Origin of the sequence: Achromobacter sp. SIMBA_011 (assembly GCF_046535435.1) — a bacterium.
Classification (GTDB): domain Bacteria; phylum Pseudomonadota; class Gammaproteobacteria; order Burkholderiales; family Burkholderiaceae_B; genus Achromobacter; species Achromobacter dolens.
This window is the reverse complement of sequence record NZ_JAWRWN010000001.1, coordinates 1,228,421-1,249,426: the sequence shown is the minus strand read 5'-3', so window position 1 is coordinate 1,249,426 and position 21,006 is coordinate 1,228,421. Positions and strand designations below refer to the sequence as shown.

Annotated in this window: 21 protein-coding genes; 14 read left to right on the top strand and 7 right to left on the bottom strand. The window is 60.0% G+C overall.

Going from position 1 to position 21,006, the window contains the following annotated elements:
* Positions 1–310: 310 nt before the first annotated feature.
* Together SB816_RS05805 and SB816_RS05800 are read left to right on the top strand one after the other, a co-directional pair.
* Positions 311–547 (top strand): hypothetical protein, encoded by a 237-nt coding sequence (locus SB816_RS05805; protein WP_144655505.1) that lies wholly within the window; start codon positions 311–313, stop codon positions 545–547.
* A 40-nt stretch (positions 548–587) separates the two neighbouring features.
* Positions 588–1,232 carry a thiol:disulfide interchange protein DsbA/DsbL gene (locus tag SB816_RS05800; RefSeq protein WP_269872140.1) on the top strand — a complete coding sequence of 215 codons (645 nt, stop codon included), beginning with the start codon at positions 588–590 and terminating at the stop codon, positions 1,230–1,232.
* Positions 1,233–1,302: 70 nt separating this feature from the next.
* On the opposite strand, the gene SB816_RS05795 is transcribed toward SB816_RS05800, so the two are convergent.
* Entirely contained in the window at positions 1,303–1,818 is a 516-nt protein-coding gene (locus tag SB816_RS05795) for a hypothetical protein (protein WP_144655507.1), read from the bottom strand.
* A gap of 71 nt (positions 1,819–1,889) precedes the next feature.
* Positions 1,890–2,747 carry an EAL domain-containing protein gene (locus SB816_RS05790; RefSeq protein ID WP_144655508.1) on the bottom strand — a complete coding sequence of 286 codons (858 nt, stop codon included), beginning with the start codon at positions 2,745–2,747 and terminating at the stop codon, positions 1,890–1,892.
* Between the two features lie 360 nt (positions 2,748–3,107).
* Here SB816_RS05790 and SB816_RS05785 point away from each other — a divergent pair, with 360 nt between their 5' ends.
* From SB816_RS05785 to SB816_RS05770, 4 genes are all read left to right on the top strand, one after another.
* On the top strand, positions 3,108–4,373 hold the full coding sequence (locus SB816_RS05785) for an MASE1 domain-containing protein (protein WP_144655509.1): 1,266 nt from the start codon (positions 3,108–3,110) through the stop codon (positions 4,371–4,373).
* Complete coding sequence (locus SB816_RS05780; protein WP_410546608.1) at positions 4,363–5,883, top strand: alpha/beta fold hydrolase; 1,521 nt, start codon at positions 4,363–4,365, stop codon at positions 5,881–5,883. Before SB816_RS05785 ends, SB816_RS05780 begins: the two co-directional genes overlap by 11 nt.
* 550 nt (positions 5,884–6,433) lie before the next feature.
* Positions 6,434–6,883: a hypothetical protein gene (locus tag SB816_RS05775; protein WP_144655511.1), complete on the top strand. Its 450-nt coding sequence runs from the start codon at positions 6,434–6,436 to the stop codon at positions 6,881–6,883.
* Positions 6,850–7,821, top strand: a complete 972-nt coding sequence (locus SB816_RS05770; protein WP_167517641.1) for a helix-turn-helix domain-containing protein — start codon at positions 6,850–6,852, stop codon at positions 7,819–7,821. The genes SB816_RS05775 and SB816_RS05770 overlap by 34 nt, the downstream gene beginning before the upstream one ends.
* Positions 7,822–7,830: 9 nt before the next feature.
* On the opposite strand, the gene SB816_RS05765 is transcribed toward SB816_RS05770, so the two are convergent.
* Both SB816_RS05765 and SB816_RS05760 read right to left on the bottom strand, forming a co-directional pair.
* Positions 7,831–8,289 (bottom strand): transposase, encoded by a 459-nt coding sequence (locus tag SB816_RS05765; RefSeq protein WP_144655513.1) that lies wholly within the window; start codon positions 8,287–8,289, stop codon positions 7,831–7,833.
* A 570-nt stretch (positions 8,290–8,859) separates the two neighbouring features.
* The gene (locus SB816_RS05760) at positions 8,860–9,495 is read right to left on the bottom strand and encodes a response regulator transcription factor (protein WP_144655514.1); all 636 of its coding nucleotides are present in this window, start codon (positions 9,493–9,495) and stop codon (positions 8,860–8,862) included.
* On the opposite strand from SB816_RS05760, the gene SB816_RS05755 reads away from it, so the two are divergent.
* Positions 9,494–12,790, top strand: coding sequence for an ATP-binding protein (locus SB816_RS05755; protein ID WP_410546607.1), 3,297 nt, complete (start codon positions 9,494–9,496; stop codon positions 12,788–12,790). The two genes, SB816_RS05760 and SB816_RS05755, sit on opposite strands and share 2 nt — an antisense overlap.
* A gap of 121 nt (positions 12,791–12,911) precedes the next feature.
* Positions 12,912–13,349, top strand: coding sequence for a hypothetical protein (locus SB816_RS05750; protein ID WP_144655516.1), 438 nt, complete (start codon positions 12,912–12,914; stop codon positions 13,347–13,349).
* 49 nt (positions 13,350–13,398) lie between these two features.
* On the opposite strand, the gene SB816_RS05745 is transcribed toward SB816_RS05750, so the two are convergent.
* Positions 13,399–13,710 carry a hypothetical protein gene (locus SB816_RS05745; protein WP_410546606.1) on the bottom strand — a complete coding sequence of 104 codons (312 nt, stop codon included), beginning with the start codon at positions 13,708–13,710 and terminating at the stop codon, positions 13,399–13,401.
* A 1,069-nt stretch (positions 13,711–14,779) separates the two neighbouring features.
* Here SB816_RS05745 and SB816_RS05740 point away from each other — a divergent pair.
* Positions 14,780–15,172 (top strand): hypothetical protein, encoded by a 393-nt coding sequence (locus tag SB816_RS05740; protein WP_175189181.1) that lies wholly within the window; start codon positions 14,780–14,782, stop codon positions 15,170–15,172.
* A gap of 132 nt (positions 15,173–15,304) precedes the next feature.
* Here SB816_RS05740 and SB816_RS05735 read toward each other — a convergent pair whose 3' ends face one another.
* Positions 15,305–15,709, bottom strand: a complete 405-nt coding sequence (locus SB816_RS05735) for a hypothetical protein (RefSeq protein WP_144655519.1) — start codon at positions 15,707–15,709, stop codon at positions 15,305–15,307.
* Between the two features lie 530 nt (positions 15,710–16,239).
* Between SB816_RS05735 and SB816_RS05730 the strand changes: the two genes are divergently transcribed.
* Positions 16,240–16,578, top strand: coding sequence for a hypothetical protein (locus SB816_RS05730; protein ID WP_144655520.1), 339 nt, complete (start codon positions 16,240–16,242; stop codon positions 16,576–16,578).
* A 74-nt stretch (positions 16,579–16,652) separates the two neighbouring features.
* Here the strand turns inward: SB816_RS05730 and gcvA are convergent, their stop codons facing one another.
* On the bottom strand, positions 16,653–17,564 hold the full coding sequence (gcvA, locus tag SB816_RS05725) for a transcriptional regulator GcvA (protein WP_410546605.1): 912 nt from the start codon (positions 17,562–17,564) through the stop codon (positions 16,653–16,655).
* 143 nt (positions 17,565–17,707) lie between these two features.
* Here gcvA and SB816_RS05720 point away from each other — a divergent pair, with 143 nt between their 5' ends.
* The 4 genes from SB816_RS05720 (at position 17,708) to SB816_RS05705 (ending at position 20,817) form a co-directional block, all read left to right on the top strand.
* Positions 17,708–18,481: an SDR family NAD(P)-dependent oxidoreductase gene (locus SB816_RS05720; RefSeq protein WP_144655522.1), complete on the top strand. Its 774-nt coding sequence runs from the start codon at positions 17,708–17,710 to the stop codon at positions 18,479–18,481.
* 300 nt (positions 18,482–18,781) lie between these two features.
* Positions 18,782–19,534, top strand: coding sequence for a YdcF family protein (locus tag SB816_RS05715; RefSeq protein WP_410546604.1), 753 nt, complete (start codon positions 18,782–18,784; stop codon positions 19,532–19,534).
* A gap of 306 nt (positions 19,535–19,840) precedes the next feature.
* Complete coding sequence (locus SB816_RS05710) at positions 19,841–20,335, top strand: hypothetical protein (RefSeq protein ID WP_175144112.1); 495 nt, start codon at positions 19,841–19,843, stop codon at positions 20,333–20,335.
* The gene (locus SB816_RS05705) at positions 20,332–20,817 is read left to right on the top strand and encodes a hypothetical protein (protein ID WP_175144113.1); all 486 of its coding nucleotides are present in this window, start codon (positions 20,332–20,334) and stop codon (positions 20,815–20,817) included. The genes SB816_RS05710 and SB816_RS05705 overlap by 4 nt, the downstream gene beginning before the upstream one ends.
* Positions 20,818–21,006: the final 189 nt, after the last annotated feature.

The following is a 21,006-nucleotide window of genomic DNA, read 5'->3' as shown; positions in this document are numbered from 1 at the left end:
GCCCAGGCACGCCATGGGCCGCACACCGGCACCACCAAATTCCAGCACAGCAATGTTGCGGAACTGAAATGTCATCGAAAGCCGTAGAAACCAAGCAACCTCATGTGCCAACGCTTCAATTGCGAGGCACCGCCCCCTGTCGCCCCCTCACCCTCTCGCCCGCCATGCGGGAAATAGCCCAACGCGCAGCAGCCTCCCAACCCCGATTGATCACCATCTCTCATCGTCGATGGACTCACGTCGACGCCGAGCGATATTGATGAGCAATCGTGCTGCAGGGCGTATCGAAAACCTCTCCGCGGAGCCCCCAATGGACATGGAAGAAATCCGGGATCTGATGACCACCACGCCCTTGCCTTTGCAAGACGATTCTAGCCATCTCGTATCCATGTACGCCGACATCCTGGAACAGCTCGCGCCGAAGCTTACTCAAGACGAGCTCTTCTCTTTAATCGCTGTTGGAACGGCCTTCTACCAGGGAGCCCGGCGTCAAGAGGAAGCCAGGCCATTGACTGATCGCGCCTTGCGGCACACCCATAGGCGTTGAAGCTGCCCGCACACCGCACCACACCAAATCATCCACGAATATGTTCTTCAGAAATTGTCTTCGCCCCCTGGCGACCTCGGCGCTATCGGCGCTCCTCCTTGCCAACGCCTCGGTTTGCCATGCGCAACCCGCGCCTGCGTATGCCCGGATTTCACCGCCCCTTCCGTCGGATACGCCGGGAAAAATCGAGGTACTGGAATTCTTCGCCTACACCTGCGGGCACTGCGCCAAGATCGACCCGCTGATTGCACAATGGTCCCGACACATACCGCCGGGCGTAGTCCTGAAGCGCGTTCCGATCGCCTACAACGCCAACATGCGCCCAATGCAACAGTTCTACTACGCCCTTGCCGCCCTCAACCGGACTGATCTGCATGCGCGCTTCTTCGACGCGATCCACAACGAACACCAGCGTCTGTTCGACAGGACGGCGATCGAAGCCTGGGCTGTTTCCCAGGGATTGGAGAAAGCCAAATTCGACGCCGCCTTTGATTCATTCGGCGTGCAGGTCGAGATGCGCAGGGCCTCTCAATTGGCCGAGAGCTACCATATCAAGGGCACGCCTTCTTTCGCGGTGGGCGGTCAATACCTGACTTCGCCAGCGATGGCCGGCAACAGCTACGCTGGCGCAATCCAACAAGTCGACCATCTGATCGCGATGCTTCAAGGCCACACGCAGAATTGACAGCGCGACGCAGGTACCGGCACCGATGGGAAGCACGCTCCACCACCCTGCCGGCCCTGCGAATGCCTGATCAATGACAGGCAGTACGGGTGTAGACACCTTCGGCCGCGGGACGACCATTTCGAACGTCGTCCTCGTTGGCATAGGCGGACACGTTCAGATCACACTTGCCTTCCGGCTTCGCTACGCGAACGAACAGCACGCGGGTATGGGGTTCATCGTCCAATACACAGGTGCTGTCCGGACTCAAGACGAGCAGCATGCCAGGCTTGGGCGGATCGGGTTGCTCGACAAAAGCGGTCTTGCATTTGTGCCAGTGAATTCCATTGGAGCTCGTCAATCGCAGGTTGCCCATACCCTGGTAGCTGCCGCTGATCGGTTCCCACACGCCGACATAGAATTTCGTAGCGCTGGCTTGATCACCAGCATCTGCCCGAGCGTGAGATGAACCGCCCGTCCCTGATGACGAAGCGGCGCCTTCATGGACAGTCGGCGCGGTCGCCGACTGCGGGGCTCGCGAACAGGCCGTGCAGACAAGCGCGGCCGCAAGCAGCATGCACGCCTTCGAGATGCGTTGGATTCCCATTTTCTCTCCTAAATGAAACGGGGTTGACGATTTGAGCGGGCCAGGCAGGAAGGGATCCTCGCGCCTGCCCGTCACTGAAAATATCGAGGAGCCTGCGCTTTCGCGCCGACCAGCAAGTCACAGAATTCGTCGCTGCGCAACGCGGGCGCAACCAGATAGCCCTGACCGCAATCGCAATCCACACGGCGCAGCACATTCAGTTCTTCAACCGTTTCAATTCCTTCGGCCGTCACCACCAATCCCAACTGCTTTCCCAGCCGCACCGATGAGAACAGGGCGGCCAGACGCTTGCAATCCTGCGCCGACCCGCTGACAAAGGCGCGGTCGATTTTTAGCTCGGTGAAAGGCGCCGATATGAGGTTGTACAAAGAGCTGTAACCACGGCCGAAATCGTCCAGCGCCAGGCCGAATCCGCTCATGCGAAGGCGGGACGCTCCGGCACAGTAGTTTTTTGTCAGGGATGCAGCCTCGTCTTCCAGCAACTCAAAACAGATCTGCTCCGGCGCGACCCCGCCGGCGACCACTCGCTGGTGCAGCTCGTCGGCAAGCCGGATGTCGTCCAACAGAGGAGGAGGAAGGTTGACGGAAACAGGCACCACACTGCCGAGGTCCCGCCATTTCACGTGGGCCGAAATCGCATCGTCCAGCATCCGGAAGAGCAACTCCCGTTCCAGACCGTGATGACGGACATGTCGAAGAAAGTCGCTGGGCGCCACGACACAGCCTTCAGGGCCGATCCATCGGGCCAGCGCCTCAGCGCCGATGACGGCCCCATCCCTCAGCCTCCACTTCGGCTGAAACCACGCCTGAATCCGTCCCTCTCGAAGCTGTGCTTGAAGGAAGTGGCGGGAATAGGCGGGATCACCGCTCCCAAGCGACCGTGTGCCGCTATGGGCCTCGGCTACGGGGCCGTCGAATTGGAACGGCATGGGTAGACTCCTATTGAACCGGATGGCCGATTTCGCAAGCCTGCACTCTATCAATCCCTCGCGCCCGCCAGCCTGAGAAGAATCTGAGCGGCCTCACCCCGGCGAAGGCCGCCAGACATCGGAGTCGCGGCCGCTAGTACAGAAAATATTCGGAAATGCGCCCATAGATAATTCCGGCATGGCGCTACAGCACATTCCGGAAATCTAGTGATCTATTACTCCGAGTACTCACCGGGTAGCATAGTTGCGATTGGTTATCAGTGATCCGGCACTCACGCTCCCCATGCGCATTCGCAGGAGATCTGGCCGGACAGGGGAACTGAACCTATCCCATTTCGTCGAGACCTCTCCATCGCCAAGATGAACGTGACCAGCCTGATATGGATCGTGCCCTATTTGGTGTGCGGCGCGTTTTCGCACCTCTTTGACGACCCGCTCAACCATGCGGTCTACGTCTGGTTGCCCTCGGGGATCGCGGTCGGCGCATACCTGCTGACCAGGCGGGATAACTGGGCATTGTTGTTACTCGGTTTTTTTGCGGCGCAGGTCGTCATCACCGGCATTCATCGGGCGGACCTATCAACGTCCTTTGCGTTCGCCTTCGCGGCCAGCGCTGCCAACCTGCTGGCGGCATGGTCCATTCAGACCCTGAAACCCAGAGATGGCGGCCCGGGCCTCGTCGCAGCCCTGTTCCTCGGCGCCGTGATAGGGGCCGCCTGTAGCGCCGCGATAAGCGGAACATGGCTCTGGTTGAGCCACGGGCTTCACAGTTGGACCCAGCTTCGAAACTGGGTGGCCGCCTATCTGGCGGGCGTGTTGATCCTGGCTCCCGCGCTGAAAGGCTGGGCGAACTTCCGGGCGCGTCGTTCAGGCGGCCCACGGTGGCGCGACTTGGCGCTGGGCCTGACTGCCTATCTCGGTCTGGCCGCATCTGCGTTTGTCACCTTCGATGGGGAAATGCTGAAAAACGTCCCGTACGTTGTCTCGTTCGAACTTACCTACCTTCCGATCGTGTTCTCGGTGCTGGTGGCGTTGATCTGGGGCCCTCCGGGCGGCACCCTTGCCGTCGCCACGCTCACTCTCATAACGCTCTGGCAGAGCGCCCAGGGAGAAGGCCCATTTGTCGACCCCGACGACCAATGGCACGCGCTGATCGCCACGCAGGTCTATCTGATCATTGCCGCGCTCCTTATCCTGCTGGTGAACAGCCTGCGCAGTGAGCGAGCCCAGAAACTCGAGACCGCGGAGCAATGGCGCGTAAAGGTCGAGCTGGCCCTGGCAGGCAGCAGGCAACTGCTTTATCGCTACAGTCCGGAGCGCGATGAACTGGATGTTTCTGGTGACGTGACAAGCGCATTGGGTACATCCGCCGTGACAATTTCAACCTTGAATCAACTGCTTGCGCTGACGCATCCCGAAGATCGAAATCGTCTCAAGCTGCATTGGGAGGGAAGGCGCGCGGGCGCCCTCGACCAGACACCCTTGTTATTCCGCCTGGCTCACGAGACGGGGGGCTGGCGCATTATCAATGACCGCGGCAATCCGCTTAGCAACGCCGACGGCAGCGTCGAGATCATTGCGGGAACCTGGCGCTATGGCGATATCGAGCACACCGATGCCTCATAGCACCGGCGCCCTGCTCATACACGGCCTGGGGGGAACGGAATTTGACCTGGGCTCGCTACATAAAACCCTCAAGCGCGCCGGTATCGAGACACATAGCGTGACCCTTCCGGGCCATGGAACGCACCCGGAGGACCTCGTGTCCGTTCGGGCCGAAGACTGGATGGACGCAGTGACACAGGAATACGCGCGTCTCGCCAGCCGCTACGAAACGCTTCATGTGGTCGGTATGTGCCTGGGCGCGTTGCTCGCCATAGAGCTATGCAAACGAGTCCGGCACCGCAAGGGAAAGTTGGTGAGCCTGGCGGCCCCCGTCTATATCGACGGCTGGAGCACGCCCTGGTATCGCGACCTTCGGAGAATTGTGTACCGGATACCTGACGTGGCCGCCCGCATGCGCGTCGAGGAAGAAGACCCGTACGGCATCAAGAATGAACTGGTGCGTTCCATTGTCAAAGCCAAATTCGAGCGCGGCGAGAGCTTCCACTACCCGTGGGTGCCGCTCTCCTGCATTCGCGAAGTCGATCGGGTCGGCGCGTGGGTGAAAAAGGACCTGGGCCAGGTGGCCTGCCAGACACTCATCGTGCACGCGCATGAAGACGAGCTTACGTCTGTGCGCTCCGCCCATTTTCTTCATGGCGCCATCGCCGACAGCAAGCTGGTGCTGCTGAACAATAGCTACCACATGGTTTGCGTGGACAACGACCGCGATCTCGTAACAGCAAGCGTCCTGGAATTCATGGACCGCAACCCGGAGGCGGCTGTCAGGCCAGGCCGCTCCGCCCCCATGACCGCTGCCGAGGTTCAGGCCTTGTTGGATACCTATCGCACTTCGATGGCACAGAACGAATTTGAAGCCCTCTTCCCTCTCTTCTCCGAAGAAGTCGTCTGGCAGGAAGAAGGCAACAATCCCATCAGCGGCACCTACAGGGGCCGAGGCGGGCTCATCGAGTTCTTCTCCCGAGTGATGGACTTCTCGCGCAATACCTTTTCGATCAGAGAGGTCGGGGCCGTCTCCACCGCCAGCCGATCCTTCTCGATGCCGCTGACGTTCGAGATACGCCTCGACAGCGGCCCCTATGAGGGAACGCGCACTCATACGTTGCGGCTCCGCGACAAGCGGATCGCGCGGGTCACATCGACCGCGCAAGACGCAGCCGAGCAGGATTCCATATGGCTTGGGCTCGCATCGAGCCATGGCGCGACGTATGCGGATGAGCATCTCGACGAGGATTCAAGAAACATACCCGACGATGACCTCGACCGGCTATTCGAGGACGCCGTGGCGGGCCAGAATCTAGGCGCAGGCCCGCTACCGTTGGTTGTCGGCGCCCGCCTGTGGGCGCTGGAACAACAGGCCCGCCTTGGCAATGCGCCACCCGCCCAAGAGGACGCCACCGAGGTCAGAACGCAGATACGACAGGCTGTGTGGCGCCAACTGGCAGGCACCAGCAAGGATCTGGCGCGGCGCCGCTATATCGCTTTGACTCGAAGGCTGAACGCTTATGGATGAGGTCGCTCTCGCTCAGTGAGTCCCGCGCGCGCATCGAGCGCGCCAAATCGCACGCACACCGCCCCGTCCGCGGCGAACATTCAAAAAAGAATGCCCCCGCTCCAAAGGGCGACGACGCAACTTATGAAAATCCTTTTGCAACCTGCAAGGTTTGCAGGAAGTCTGCTCATGACCACCCCCATAAGCCGCGAAAACTCTCTCATGATTTTCTCCATGGGCTTTCACCGTCACATTGGCAGCCCCAGCCAACACCAGCTTATCGGATCGCGGGTGGGCTACGTTTGAGATCAATCTGATGCAGCCGCTGGAATTTGCTATGCGCTAAAGACGCATGGCTCCATGCCGCCATCCGCACATTAGTGGCACACGGCTTTCCGGTAACGCCTGGTGGCCGCTCCTCAGATTTATCTGAATCACGATGCGCCGCGTGAAACCTATCATCGCTGACTTCGAATTCATTTATCCAAAGATTCCAACGACTGCCGCGCTCGAGTGCTTTCTGTAGTTCGAGCCTGGCCGTCGCGCGGGACTGGTGATTAGGGATCTCTCGATGCGTTCCAACCACGAACTTCCGCAGCCGGCCAATTTTTCGTCACGGACGAAGCCGTCCAACTGGGCCCCTCAAGTACTGCTTGGACTCGCTGGCGCGGCATTTCCAATATGGCTGCTGAGCGACCTGATGCATGTCAGCGACGTGGCCACGATTCACGCACTCGTCCGCTTGGGCTTTCTGCTGACCGCGCTGGCGATTGGCCAGCAGATCGGCGTCGAAACAGGTGAAAGACGCTTCAGCCATTGGCTATGGCTGGCGCTCCCTTCCGGCCTCTGGATAGCGACTTGGCCAATCCTGGATTTTGAAGCACAGCAGACCCCGCGCTTGAACGCTGCGTTCCACATGCCTTGGTGGGACAGCCCACTCACGAAGTGGGGCGTTGTTCTTGCCTTATTGACTGTCGGATGGGCAGCATGCCGGCGTTACTCGCGGCGACCGCGACGCTGACTAAGCAGATTATTCATGAACTCAAGAATATGAAGGAAATCGACCCAAGCACCGGCGAGCCTGCTTCCATCGCGACGCGGCAGCCCGTAAAGAACCTGCTCGACAACATTCCCTCTTCGTGGGGCCAGAAGCTCGAACTCGGCCATCAAGCGGTCAGCGTCACATGCACCGGCCCTAACCAGATCCAATACAAAGCCGATTCTCACTGCATCCTCGTGTTGTTCACCGCCCAGCCCAATCGGGAACTGGCGCTGAACAGCGACCAACGCATCTGTGGATTGGCACCGATCGGCTCCCTGGAGATCGTGCCAGCCCATTCGGATGTCTCGGCGCGTTGGACAGCGCCAAAGGAAAACTTGCTCGCGGCGCTGACCGAAGACCGGCTGCGGCGCCTGGCCGGCATTGAGCACGGTCGTGAGGATTTCGAACTACGCCCGCCCGCGCTGGGCACGATAGACCCCCGGGCGCTTCATATCGCCCAGCGGATCCGCGCCGAACTGCAAAGCGGGGAAATCGCAAGCGTCGAGAGTATTGACTCCTGGGTCACATTGCTCGGCGTCCACGTCCTGCGCACCCATTCGTCGCTGAACCGTATGGAAGCGCGCCCGCCTGCAGGGGGGCTGTCTCCACGCGCCTGGAAGCGGGTCAACGAGTACATCGTTGAACATATCGCCGACAAGCTAACGCTGGAGAACCTGGCGAAGGTTGCACAGTTGTCGCCCAGCCACTTCGCACGCGCGTTCCGCGAGACCGTTGGCCAGGCCCCACACCAGTACATACTGAACATGCGTCTCAATGTGGCTCGGCAACTGATTCTTGATACCGACACTCCACTGCACGAGGTTTCCCGTCGCGCTGGATTCTCTAACAATAGCCACATGACCGCGCTGATTCGACGGACGTGGGGCCTTACGCCCACAAGGATGCGGCGCAACTAGGCCATCAGCTCAACAGCCCGAGTGCGCTTGCTGTTCCAACTCCCTCTTCTTCTCGGGCGTGCGCTGCGTGTAGAGCAGCTTCCGGCTGGACTGATAAAGGAAAAATGAGCGGGAAATGCCCACCAGCCGGCAGGCCCGGCTGAGTGCGATGCGGTAGTTATCGACAAGCCAAGCGACCGCGGCCCTGCGTTGATCCGATGTCTTGGCATAGGACTTCAAGGCGGCCGTCATCATCGCAACCTCTTCTTCAAGCTGGACGATACGCCGGCACAGGCGGGTATTCTCCTGGGCCATCTTTTCCATGCGCGCAATCAATTCGACCGGCGCGCTCGCATACAAGCCCTTGAGCTCGTAGAACGTGCTGATCCCTATGCCGTACTGCACACAGATTTCCATTGCGGACCGTCCGCGTTCGACATCACGCAACATGGCGGCGATCTGTGCGGCGGTGAGTTTTCTACGCCTCATGCGCACATCCCGCCGGCAGGGTCGCGAAAAGCCGGCCGGTCGTCCCGCCAGCGAGCTTGCCTGTCGCGAACAGCTCTTGCAGCAGGCGCCCACTCGGGCGAGAAATGAAGATCACGACCATGCATCCGGCTTTCCCCAAAATTTCCAATGTCGGAACGCAGCATTCCGCGTGCGAGGCATCTCACGGCATATCCAACTTCGACAATGCCGCGGCTTCGCCGCCGACTCGTTCCAAGTGCGCTGAAAATACTGGCGTTTAGCTGTGCTTTTTTAGATGAACGCCTATCTCTGCCGGTGCTAAAAATATAGCGTGAGATGGAGGGCAGGATTATTGAAAACCTGCTTGGTTATCGAGAAACCGCTTCTATTATTCCAAGCCCTCCTCACCGGCAACCAATGCACCAATTCGGCAAAATTTTGAAGGCACTTGGGTCGTATCATGGCGAGACGCCCGGGGAGACAAGACTGGCGCCCGACCAGGCAGGCCATCGGGTTTACATCATGATGATCGTCACGGCCAGACGGCGTGACATGAGCCTGCTCCATGAGCCGCCGGCCGGGAAGATCCTTTTAGACCAGCCCCATTTCCTTCGCGTGCCAGATCAGTTCGGCGTCCGTACGCGCCGCCAGCTTTTTCATGGCGTCCCGCTTCTGACGGCTCGAGGTCTTGGGGCTGACCTGCAGCAGAAATGCGATCTCGTTATTGGAATGACCAGAGGCAAAGAGACGAATTACCTCGATTTCTTTTGGGGACAGGCGTGAATTGGCTGAAATCGCCGCGGTACTCGTTGGCTGGCGCGAGCCGCTGCGCAACCGTTCCGACAAGTAGGGCCGGCCGAGCGCCACCGTATGCACCGCAGCCAGAACCTCTTTCATCGCAGCCCCTTTTTCGATCACGGCCAACGCGCCAGCCTTGAAAATGGGATCGATCATCGCCAGACTTGTGATCCGGGTGAGAACAACAATTTTCATATCGGGATACTGCTCATGCAGTTCCGAGATCATGCTCAGTCCGTCGGGTCGCGCGCCGCCTGGCATGGAGTAATCGGTGATGAGCACATCGCACGATTGTCGGGCCAGCAACGAAAACAAGGCGTCGACGGATGTCGCCTCGCCGACGGGTTCCATTCCCAGCGTTTGAGCAAAAACAGCTTTGATGCCAAGAAGAACGACCGGATGGTCGTCAGCCAGGACGATACGAATCATGATGTTTTGCCCCCTTCAGATTACTGGCCGCATCTCAGTGAGCAAGTATGCTCGTGGGCTGCTTATCGCACTGCTGATGATGGTCGGCGCCACAAACCAGACTCACGCTGAAATAGGCCCGAGCGCACAGCAAGAGTGGCTGCGCGCACATGGCGACATTGTAGTCGGAACGACTGCGCAAGGAAGAGACTTCTATGAAACCTGGCGCCAGGGCCAGCTCCATGGCTTGAGCGTCGACTATCTGGATATGTTGACCAAGATCCTTGGCGTCAACTACCGGATCAAGCCGTATCCGACCTGGCATGATCTCTATCTGGCAGTGTGCACGGGCCAAGTGGATCTGGTAATGACCCAAGCCATGTCGGAAACGACGGCGCAACAGAGCTGCATGTCATACACCCGCCCCTACTTCAAGGCCATGCCGATCGTCGTATCGCGGCGCGGCTCGGGAGTATTGGACACCGCGGATTTACACGGATTGAACTTGGCAGTGGAAGACCGCTCGCCGTTGGTGGAGGCTCTGTCCACGCGCTACAAGAACATTTCCATCAAGGCCTACGACAATGTGGCCACGGCGTTGGAGCAAGTCCGGGACGGCACGGCCGATGCCTTTGTCGGATCGCCCAGAACGGTTCGAGCATTAATGGAGGATCCTGCTTTCCGGCAGTTGCACATCATTGGCAGCATCAACACCGCCGGGCGAAATCTGACGTTCGGGCTTGGACCGGGGAGGGAACCGTTGCGTGACGCGCTCGACGCTGCGCTGCGCTCGCTGTCCCCTGAACAACAGGAAGCGGTATCACACGCCTGGAGCACCGCGATCGAACCCACAGCAAGGATAAAGGTCGCTTTATCCCCCGAAGAGGCCCGGTGGCTTTCCACGTTGCCTACGCTACGGGTTGGTTTCCCTATGCGTGAATTTCCATATGGATTTTTCAATCATTACGGGCAACCCAGCGGCATCGCTGCCGACTTCCTCGAAATTGTCGCGCAGGGCCTGGGGCTGCATTTCGACTTTGTCCCCACGGAATCGTACGAAGGCGCGCAGGCCTTGCTCCGGTCTGGCGCCATCGATCTCATAGCGGTTTCGCAAGACCATTCGCAGGAATTTCCTGCGTTGAACACGCAGGCGTATGCGGAAGCACCGCTGGTCATCGTCACAGGCTACTCAGACAGCGTTTCCGACCTACGGGACTTGCATGGCGCAGCGGTATACCTGGACGCCTCGGCGCCACCGGCGCTTTTGACCAAGCTGCAGCACTTCGGCGTCTCCACAACATCCGAGAGCCGCATTGAAAAGGGACTGGACCACGTACGCGACGGCGAGGCTCGCGCGTATATCGGAGATCTTTTCCTGCTCGACCCGCTGATTCAAAGCAATTATGTCGGGGAAGTGAGAATTGCCGCGCCGGTCGGCGCTCGAAAAGGCATTTCCATCGGCATATCGACGCGGCTTGAGCCTCTTGTCCCCTTGGTCAACAGGATCCTCTCCAATCTACCCTCTGGTCGCGAACAGCGTGTAGCCAGCACCTGGCTCGCCCCAAAATATACCTACGGCATACCCGAATCCGTCTTTTGGACCGAGATTCTCCCCGCGATGGCGATCATTCTTGCCATCGGTTCCGGCTTCGCGGCGGGGTACTGGCGCCTGCGCAAAGAGATACGCAGGCGGATCGAAGTCGAAGCACAGCTGGAGACCGCGCGGGATCTGGCGCAGTCCCAAGCACAGGCGCGGTCCACCTTCCTAGCCGTCATGAGCCACGAGATCCGCACCCCGCTCTCGGGGGTCATTGGCATGCTGGAACTGCTTGGCCGTACCGGAATGCGCTCGGAGCAGCGAGAAATGGTTGCCGTGATCGACGAGTCCGCCCACTCCCTGCTCAAGATCCTGGACACGGTACTCGACTACACAAAGGTTGATGCCGACCAGATGGAGCTGGAACGGATACCCGTGAACTTGCGCTCGTTGGTGGCGAACGTCATGCTATTGATGGGCGAGCCGGCCCGGCGTCGAGGGGTGCTGGTTTCGCATCATGTGGATGAACGTATCGCTCCGGCTGTCCTGGGTGATCCCGTGAGGCTTCGCCAGGTCCTGGTCAATCTCGTCGGCAATGCCGCGAAATTCACCCACAAGGGCGAGATCCGCGTTGGGGTGAATCTGCTTTCCGACACGAAAGGCAGGCAGCGACTGGAGTTCATTGTCAGTGATTCGGGCACGGGAGTGGCGCCCGAGGCGCTCAAGAATCTGACTCAGCCATTCAAGCAGGCCGACAGGTCCACCGCCAGAAAGTACGGAGGAACGGGACTGGGTCTGGCGGTGTCGCAGAAGCTGGTCAAACTCATGGGTGGCACACTCACATTGAAAAGTGAGCTGGGCAAAGGCACGCAGGCGCGCTTCCAGTGCGATTTCAGCGCCAGCAGCGCTTCCCCTCAAGGCCCGGAGGCCACGATCGAACGACCAATACTCGCGGCGCCTCAGCCAGAGGCGCTCACGGGCCGACGCGAACACAGAGCTCCCGACGAACCCATCTCGCGCCCGCGCATTCTCATCGCGGAAGACCACCACATCAATCGTCAAATGCTCGCCAGACAATTGGACGCCGTGGGCTGCCAGAGCGTCGCGGTGGTTGACGGCGCCGCGGCGCTGGAGGCCCTGGGGCAGGAACGCTACGATCTGCTCCTTACCGACTGGCAACTGCCCGTCCAGGACGGAGGCGAACTTGCAAAGACGTGGCGCGCACGGGAGCGGGCTCTAGGCGCATCGAGAAGGTTGCCTATCGTTATCTTGTCGGCGGCCCTCCAACCCGATCAGGAAGCATGGCGTCGCGCGGGCATTAACGCCTACCTGCGCAAACCCGTGCGACTCGACGTGTTGCGCGAGACACTGGCCCGCTTCATTCCGCAATGGATCCCCCCCCCGCTGCGTGCAAATTCGAGAACGGCAGAAGTCGAACGGCATCGAGGCATCGACATGCAGTCCCTGTGCACGACATTCGGCACATTGCAGGCCGCCAGCCAGATGCTGGCTGACTCCTCCGCGCTTCTACGCAGCGAACTCGAGACGCTGCGACAAGAACTATCCACCATCGTTTCGCACCACTGGGCACCCAGCCTTCACCGCATATTGGGCGCTCTCAGCACGCTGGGAGAGTGGGATTGCCTGGGTGAAGGCGAGCGCATTGAGCGGGCGATTGCCAACGGGAAGCTCGACGAATGGACGCCGGCGATTTTCGAGCTTCTTAACGACGTCGAAATCGCCATTGACGAGGCCGCGCATGCCGCAAAGCAACACTAGCCTGGGCGTTCACTCAGATATCTCTGAGCCGAAAACCCGAGTGTTGTCTCTATCCTGATCTTCCCATTGGCGCGGCCAATCCCGGCCTCGTCCCTTATAGGAACTCACAGGAATGTCTCTCATGAAGCGCGGTCTAGTCGCATTCGCCGGCCTCGCGATACTTTCGGCGCCGGCCATCGCGAAGGAAAGCACTAGCGTAGCCATCGATAACTGGCTAGGTCCCAAAAGTCATGAGGCGTACCAAATATTGTTCAGGCGCCTGCAGGCTGCGGTGGTCAATCATGATGAGCAAGAGGTGGCTAACCTGGTTCAGTATCCCTTGAACGTCACGGTCGATGACCACATTCTGATACTGAAAAATCGTGGGGATTTCGTGGCGCACTATGAGAAAGTCATCTCTCCGAAGATCGTAGCAGCGGTGAAGACCCAGCGCTACGGCGCCTTGGCGGTGAGTCACCAAGGCGTGTTTTTCGATCATCACGAAATCGGCATTGGCCCTGTCTGCGAAGAGCATGGTTGCAGATTCTCCGTGCCGCGGGTGATCGACATCAATCCATAGACAACCCGGCAACAGCCTCCCCAGACAGCCGGCTCAGCGAGCCGCCTGTCTACGGGGAAAACTGAAGATCGACGACCATGGGTCCCGTTTCTGCTCCTCGCTTGCGCGCCTTTCTTTCGGCAATATTCCTGAGGTCCTGACGTTCTTCCCGTGAGAAACCATCACGCATCACGGAAAGCACGCCAAATTTCGCGCTGGGGACACGAATATTCCAAGCCTCCAGCAAGCCTGAAAAACAGCCGCCGGGGCGCGCCGCTTCCGGCACGCACGTTGAGCCCTGATTCTTACTCGTACACCGCTTGCGACTCAGCGCGACCCCCGTACGCTCGTAAACCACGCCGGAGCGGATGTTCTTGCTCATGGCGCTACGCCGGATCGCCCCGGCGTTTCGAAGGCGACTCAACGCGCTATCAATTTCCGAGGGAGTCAGATCCGCCATTTGCAGGATTTCCTTGCGACTTAGCATCCGATTGCGTGCGAGCAAGTCAAGGACGATCTCGGCGCACTCTTCTGTGGAACGCCGAAGGGGAAGGGATGAGGTAGACATGATCAATGGAAAAACGAAGACGTCTGTTACGGCACGCGGTATTTTCCGGCAACTCATCCCCGTGGCTGGTCAGATTTTTCTCAACCCCAGGCGGCGGAGCCGCTGCTAAATTTCTTCGTAGCGGCATTCCGTCAACGTCGTCGCGCTGCCATCCTCGCCTCAAGCGGTCGGGCACGCTCCTACCCACTCGATGTACTTCTGAAGAGATCACCAATGGCGGATAAAGTCATGCGTCCCGCGGTTGTGGGACTACTCCTCGTTGCGTGCGGATTCCCCGCGCTAGCCACCGCGAATATCGATCAGCGCATGGTGGACGATGCCATCAAGCACCGCCTGCAGGAAATTTATCAACACAGTGGGCCTAATGATTTTCATGCGTTCCAGCGCCCTCCCCGTCAGGCCGACTATGTTGACGACGCCGCCCCCGCGGTTGTATTGGAACCGCCGCTCAAGGCCGCTCGCCCCCCTTGTGGAAGCGCTCGCCGCTGCGGCGCTTCCGCCACGTCTTCGACATCACGTCACAGAGGAAATGGAACATGAAGGAAGACCCGCAATTCTTTTGGGCAGGTGGCGAGGCACGGACCAGCAGGGACAGAACGCTCTACTTCCGCTGTACACGATGCTCCTGGCTGGCTTATGACTTCGAGGTAAGGATAGGCCCCGACGCAAATCAGATCATCTGCAGCCGGTGCGCTGGGTATGAACCCATCTCTTTGGAGGAACGCTTCACCTCACGGCCAGGCAGCTTTCGCGCCCTTAACGATGATCTCGCATGAAGGGCCTCATGCCCCCGGAAGGCGAAATCACTAAGAAAAATCTCATGAACCATGGGCATTCCTCCCGCTATCCTGCCGCCCTAGACAATTCCAGGGCAGGAGCCTCCATGAAAGCCAAATTCATCAAGACAACAGCGAGCGTCATCATCTGCATGCTGGCGGCCCCCGCGGGCGCGACCGGTTGCGAAAAGATCACCGATGGCATGAACGCGATGATCGAAGCAGGACAAGTCAGGGACTTCTGCCTGAGCACCCCCAACGAGAGAGTTCAGGAAGTCGAAGCGGGCGCGAGCACTGAATGGAAGGTCGGCGTGGGCGCATGGCGCGATCGCATCATCGTCCTGCGGGGAACGGGCGAACACGCGGCACCGCTCAACGTGCTCCTGTACACGGATCGCGGTGAGCGATACGAACTGCACTTTTCAGATCGGGCCGTCCCTTCGTCGCCCGCGTCCTCTGTCGGCATCCCGCCATCCAAGACAGGAGCAACGAAGCCGTAACCTCCCAGTGGGGCTGCTGGTCCCTCCCCACCCCCGCTGGACTTACACCCTCAACATGAGGTTTTCCGGGCAGCCTTCAGTGCTGCTCTTTTTTTTGGCTTCCTTCGCCAACCACGCTCCCGAAGGCGATCGTCAGCCCCCCGCCACGATGGTCGCGAAGCACTGAGCCAATCCCGCGGGCACTCCCAGGTTCTCCGCCCACTTCATTGCGAATGGGCTCTCCCAGGGTTCCGGCCGCCCGCCCCAGACTTGCCTGAACCGAGGCGCCCCTCCCACGGACTGGAAAAAGAATACGCCGTCTTCGTGACCCGGCATGCGCACAAAAGCCGCGCTCCACTCCTGCTCGCGCAGCAGCCGCTGGACTTCGACCTTGGAGGCCTGCACGCCACCACCGATGGCCGTCGCCACCAAAGGGGCATATCGCGCCCGCTCGTGCTTTCCTTTCACACTCAAGCCGTCGCATACGCCCGCATGGGCAGCGCCCACACCCAGCGTCACAACTGCTGCCAGGCTGATTCTCAACATGCATTGCTTCATCTGCGCTATGTCCTTTTTTAGGATTCAGCAATGAGCGTATGGCAAAAGCGAACGAAGTCATGGGGTGATCCACGCGGTCCGAGAAATGTCGGTGCCATCCTGTTAGCCATGTGAAATCTGCAAATTTCTTTTCCGGCGCACCTTCATCATGAGCGAGCAAGCCACCCGCCTCAGATTTTTCTGATGCATGCGTTGCGGGCGGCTTGCTAATTTTGAAGCATGGCAATCACGGTGGTTAGCGAACTGCCCCTGACAAGGCTCGGCAACCGCGTCACACCGGGCGATCCGCCGTATCTCGGTTCCCATACTGTTGACATATGCATATTGCTGGGCCAAACGCACACAGGAATTCTCGAAAGCTAATCAGCGGCGCGCTGGTCGCCCTCGCCTTTTTCCTGGGCGTCGTTCCATTCACCCGCAGCGATGGCTCTTTCGCGTCACCCAAGATGCCCGGCGAGATGCCCATACATCTTCAAGTGACCCTGTCCCCAGCAGCTCAAAGGGCCTTGGCCGAACAAGGGGAGGACGTCATGGTCTCCGCCGATTGGTACGGTTGGCCTACCCGGCAGGACACTGAATACGCCAACGAAATTGGTGCAATAGACCTGGGGCAGGCGGTCATCGAAATGCCGCGGTCACATCCGACAACGCGGATCTCGCCTCCTCCCTGGAAAGCATGGAAGTTGAAGATGCTGAAGAATGGGGTCTATGCGAACGTGAACGTCTACTCGACACGTCGGCACGGACCTGACAACCTCCTGGCCTGCGATTTCGCGGACGGCCTGCTAGGCGAACTGACTGGCCACGTCATCCCGGTGCATTGCTCCCTGATTCGCGAGAACCTGCCCACTCGACAGATCGCGCACTAGCTGGCCACGTCCTTGAAGCAACGGCGCGTCCGGGCGGATCCTCGTCATGACGCCAGGCCCATTGCCAGGGCGACCTAAAGGTTGGCCTCGCCCAGCAACCAATCCCGGAACGCGACCAACTTTGGCAAGCTTGCATATTCCGGACGATAGACCACGTAGTACGCGAGCGGTGAGGCCAAGGTGACCTCCGGAAAAAGCCGCACCAGCCTGCCCGCGGCCAGATCGTCCCTGGCCATCACGCTGCGGGCCAGTGCAATTCCATGGCCTTCCGCCGCAGCTTGCAATACCGCTGCTGAGTTGTTGATTTTCATACCCCGCAGGGCACCGACGCCGGACACACCGGCCTTTCGCAACCAGGTTTTCCATGTGGGAAACTCTGCGTGCCCATCCATCGAGAGATCGTGGATCAGCGTCTCTGTGGACAACGCGGCAGGCCGTTCAAATCCGCCTCGCTGGCGCAGCAGCCCGGGCGAACAGACGGGATAGATTTCCTCGTCCAACAGCTTCTGCGCCGACAAACGCGGCCACTGCCCGGTTCCGTAACGTACCCCGATATCGATATCCTGCGCGACGAAGTCCACCGGTTTCAGATTGGTGTCGAGTCGCACATCGGTATCGGGCCAGGCGCGTTGAAAGCCGTCAATTCTCGGCAGCAGCCACTTGGCGGCGAAAGCGGGACTCACAGCGACGGTCAGCACGCCGCTGGCGGATCCTTCCTTTAGTTTTTCGAGCCCAATGCTCATCCGGTCCAGACCCGCCCGGATGTCAGGCAATGCGCGTTGCGCCGCCTCGGTGAGAACAAGCCTCGCGCCTCCGCTGGGCCTGCGCCGAAACAACGGTATGCGCAGCCATGCTTCCAGCGTTCGGACCAGTTGACCAACGGCCGCGGGCGTCACATTCAATTCGGCCGCCGCGGCGGAAAAACTCTGGTGACGCGCACTGGCCTCGAACGCGCGGAGGGCATTTAGATGGACTGGCGACTTCATTTGGATAAAGTTTTTCTTTGTCGTCCAAGCACTTTATCTCATTTGTCGCGGCACGACGATAGGAGAAGAATTGGGTCTGGATCAAGCAATTGGCTTGGATTTTCCTCACCCGGCCCGGCTTTGGGCCATCAAAGAGAGCTCACATGAACACGCAATTCAATGGAAAGAAACTATTGGTCGTTGGCGGCACCAGCGGCATCGGCCTGGAAGCTGCCCGGAAGGTGATGTCGCTCGGTGGCAATGCCGTAATCGTCGGACAGCGCCCGGGCAAGGCCGAAGAGGCCCGTCGACTGCTCGCGCCCCTTGGCCCGGTCACCGCCGTTTCAGCCGATATGTCCACCCACGAAGGCCTGACCAGACTGCTCGCCCTCCTCGACGAGCAGCACTCGGACATCGACCTGCTGGTCAATGCCGCCGGGGTGTTCTCACCGAAGCCGTTCCTCGAACACACGTCCGCCGACTACGATCGATATATGGCGTTGAACAAAGCGTTCTACTTCATCACGCAGAAGGTGGCCGCAAACCTCGTCGCCGAGGGACGTCCCGGCGCCATCGTCAATATCGGCTCGATGTGGGCCAAGCAGGCGATTGCGGCCACGCCATCTTCCGCTTACTCAATGGCAAAGGCGGGCCTTCATTCGCTGACGCAGCATCTGGCGATGGAGCTGGCGCCCAAGAACATCCGCGTCAATGCGGTGTCGCCCGCGGTAGTGCAAACGCCGATCTATGAGGGCTTCATTCCGAAGGCGCAGGTCCACGACGCCCTGCAAGGCTTCAACAGCTTTCATCCTATCGGGCGCGTCGGCACGCCGGAAGATGTTGCCGAGGTGATTGCTTTCTTGCTGTCGGACCAGGCGGCCTGGGTTACCGGCGCCATCTGGGACGTGGATGGCGGCGTGATGGCCGGACGCAACTGACGCAACGCGGAAATGGCGCGGAGCGGACCCGCCAGCGCACGCCTCCCCCACGGGACAATGAAGAGGGCGATCGCCCAGATATTTCTCAGACCCTCAAGAGCGTCGCGGATATAAGGTTCTCGTCGCTTCCTCCTGGGGGTCTGGCACGTGAAGACCGCCCTCCCCGCCTGACTCGCATGCTCAGATAAATCTGAACGACGCGCTCCTACGCTCCGCCTAACATCCCGAGCAGGTTTCACGAAAACACGTCTGTGTGCCATCGGACGCGAAAGCGAAGGGCACTCGCTGGAGATTGCTTGAATGACACTCACTGTACTTGTCTCGATTTTGCTGCTGGGAATGTTTTGTTCCGCGCTCAAGTTTCGCCGTGTGAGCGCACTGGCTTACGTGGTCGTAGCCACCCTGTTTCTGATGCTGGGATGCGGTCCCATTCCCGCATGGCTCTTGGGGAGCCTGCAGTCCGCCTACGTCACCGCACGGCCGATCGAGTGGGGAAAACACAATGCAATCGTTCTGCTGGGAGCAGGCACGGAAAGGCTGACGGACACGGTCGAGCCAGGCGCCTTCTCATACGCGCGGATCGTCGCGGCGGTGGAACGCTACGACGATTGCAGGAAGACCGGTGAAAAGTGCGAAGTGATCGTGAGCGGCGGCGACGCGGCCCACACCGGCGCGCCGGAAGCTGCCGTCTATTCGAACGCTCTCCTGAAGCTTGGTGTTGCCGAAGCCGATATCGTGCTCGAATCGGAAAGCAGGAACACGTGGGAGAACGCCCGACTCACCAGCGAAGTCCTGCAGCGCTTCGGCGCCGACCGCGTGGTGCTGGTTTCGTCGGGAATCCATCTCAAACGCAGCATGCTGTACTTCGCTCACTTTGGCGTCCCCGCGACGCCTGTCCGCGCGGACTACCTGAACGCGCGCTGGTCTGTGCTTCCGCTCTCGTACAACTTTGCCGTCGCTGACTTCGCCTTGCAGGAATACGCCGGCATCGCCAGATACCACGCCTACAACGCGCTGGGACAGAATCCCGCGCCTGCGCGCACTGGCGGCTGATGGAACGAGAATCGCCTGGCACGGGCATAGCCACGCCACCCTCCCCAAAACGCTCACTTCAGCGCGAGCCTCTGTTCGCCTGATGAGCGGGGAAGAACTGCAACGGAGTCGCTCTTGAAGGTTATCTTCGAACTCATGATCATCGCCGTAGCCGCAGTGGTGGCGGTCAGCATTCTACGGCTCTATGGGATGGTCTAGTGGACCGCACCGCATCCACTTTCAATATCCAACCGCCTCAGCATGATTTTTCGCCCGCTTTCGTACAGTTGTTTTCTATGTGTTCTTTTGTCAGGGTGCACTTCGTTTTTGAGCCAGGGAACGGGCGCTGCGGCGGGCATCGCCGGGACCACGCTGGCCAACAAAGTCACGCGCAATGCGTCGGTCGCCACGGGCATCGGCCTGGGCGTGCAGAGCATCGCGCAGGCCGGGCTGCAATACTTGGAACGCGCCGTCCACGAAGAGGAACAGAACGCCATCGCCCAGGTCGCGGGCCCCTTGCATGTGGACGAGGTCGCCGACTGGCGGGTCCGGCACACGCTCCCCATTGAAGGCGACGAGCAGGGAAAGGTCGCCGTCAGCCGAATCGTCGGAGGGGATGGATTCAGTTGCAAAGAGATTGTGTTCTCAATCGCTCCGCCTCCGCTCGCCTCCTCTGCCCCCGAGGCAAGCAATAGCGCCAATGGCCAGCCGGCGCCTAGCGCGCCAAGCCAGTTCTACACCAGCATGATCTGCAACGATGGAAGCGCTTGGCGCTGGGCGGTCGCGGAGCCGGCTACACCTCGCTGGGGCGCGCTGCAATGAGCTTTTGCCGCGTCGCCGGGCCCCTCTCGCTATTGCTGCTCGTATCGGGCTGCGCCTCGCTCGGCGGCGCGGCTGGCGCCGTGGCGGGAATCGGCAGCGGCGCATTGACCGCCAATCCGGCCGTGGGCTACGCGGTGGGGGTGACGATACAGGCGGTCACTGACGCGACGGTGAAGGATGTGATGCGCGAATGGAAGAGCGATCAACAAGACACCATGGCGAGGCAGGCCGGCGAAATGAAGGTCGGCCAGATTCGACAGTGGGAAATCCGTCACACGATTCCCTATGGCAACGAACGCGGCGAAATGGGCGTCATCCGGGAAATGCCGACGCCGCTCGCGTCCTGCCGCGAGATCTTTTTCACGGTGACTCAAGACCAGAAAAACACGGGACCTTATCTTGCGACAATTTGCCGCCAGGGAGACCTGTGGAAGTGGGCGGCGGCGGAGCCCGCCGTCGCGCGTTGGAATGGCTTGCAGTAGCTTGGACCTTGTTCGATCAAGGGCACGGGGCATCTATCATCTCCCGGGCAGCGCCGCCTTGAGCGCCTGCAGCGTGGCCTCGTCCGCTCGGTCAACCTGGAGAATGGTCGTCCCGTAGTACCAGTCCCGGCCGATTCCCTCGTCTACCCGCGACAGGTGATACCTGGTACGGATTGATCAGCTTTCTCG

Coding starts and splice junctions, on each gene's coding strand:
- SB816_RS05760 (WP_144655514.1), bottom strand. CDS start 9,495: ATGATTCGTATCGTCCTGGCTGACGACCATCCGGTCGTTCTTCTTGGC.
- SB816_RS05705 (WP_175144113.1), top strand. CDS start 20,332: ATGAGCTTTTGCCGCGTCGCCGGGCCCCTCTCGCTATTGCTGCTCGTA.
- SB816_RS05755 (WP_410546607.1), top strand. CDS start 9,494: ATGATGTTTTGCCCCCTTCAGATTACTGGCCGCATCTCAGTGAGCAAG.
- SB816_RS05770 (WP_167517641.1), top strand. CDS start 6,850: ATGCCGGCGTTACTCGCGGCGACCGCGACGCTGACTAAGCAGATTATT.
- SB816_RS05765 (WP_144655513.1), bottom strand. CDS start 8,289: ATGAGGCGTAGAAAACTCACCGCCGCACAGATCGCCGCCATGTTGCGT.
- SB816_RS05795 (WP_144655507.1), bottom strand. CDS start 1,818: ATGGGAATCCAACGCATCTCGAAGGCGTGCATGCTGCTTGCGGCCGCG.
- SB816_RS05780 (WP_410546608.1), top strand. CDS start 4,363: ATGCCTCATAGCACCGGCGCCCTGCTCATACACGGCCTGGGGGGAACG.
- SB816_RS05790 (WP_144655508.1), bottom strand. CDS start 2,747: ATGCCGTTCCAATTCGACGGCCCCGTAGCCGAGGCCCATAGCGGCACA.
- SB816_RS05730 (WP_144655520.1), top strand. CDS start 16,240: ATGGTCTCCGCCGATTGGTACGGTTGGCCTACCCGGCAGGACACTGAA.
- SB816_RS05785 (WP_144655509.1), top strand. CDS start 3,108: ATGAACGTGACCAGCCTGATATGGATCGTGCCCTATTTGGTGTGCGGC.
- SB816_RS05775 (WP_144655511.1), top strand. CDS start 6,434: ATGCGTTCCAACCACGAACTTCCGCAGCCGGCCAATTTTTCGTCACGG.
- SB816_RS05745 (WP_410546606.1), bottom strand. CDS start 13,710: ATGAGCAAGAACATCCGCTCCGGCGTGGTTTACGAGCGTACGGGGGTC.
- SB816_RS05715 (WP_410546604.1), top strand. CDS start 18,782: ATGACACTCACTGTACTTGTCTCGATTTTGCTGCTGGGAATGTTTTGT.
- gcvA (WP_410546605.1), bottom strand. CDS start 17,564: ATGAAGTCGCCAGTCCATCTAAATGCCCTCCGCGCGTTCGAGGCCAGT.
- SB816_RS05750 (WP_144655516.1), top strand. CDS start 12,912: ATGAAGCGCGGTCTAGTCGCATTCGCCGGCCTCGCGATACTTTCGGCG.
- SB816_RS05720 (WP_144655522.1), top strand. CDS start 17,708: ATGAACACGCAATTCAATGGAAAGAAACTATTGGTCGTTGGCGGCACC.
- SB816_RS05800 (WP_269872140.1), top strand. CDS start 588: ATGTTCTTCAGAAATTGTCTTCGCCCCCTGGCGACCTCGGCGCTATCG.
- SB816_RS05805 (WP_144655505.1), top strand. CDS start 311: ATGGACATGGAAGAAATCCGGGATCTGATGACCACCACGCCCTTGCCT.
- SB816_RS05735 (WP_144655519.1), bottom strand. CDS start 15,709: ATGAAGCAATGCATGTTGAGAATCAGCCTGGCAGCAGTTGTGACGCTG.
- SB816_RS05740 (WP_175189181.1), top strand. CDS start 14,780: ATGAAAGCCAAATTCATCAAGACAACAGCGAGCGTCATCATCTGCATG.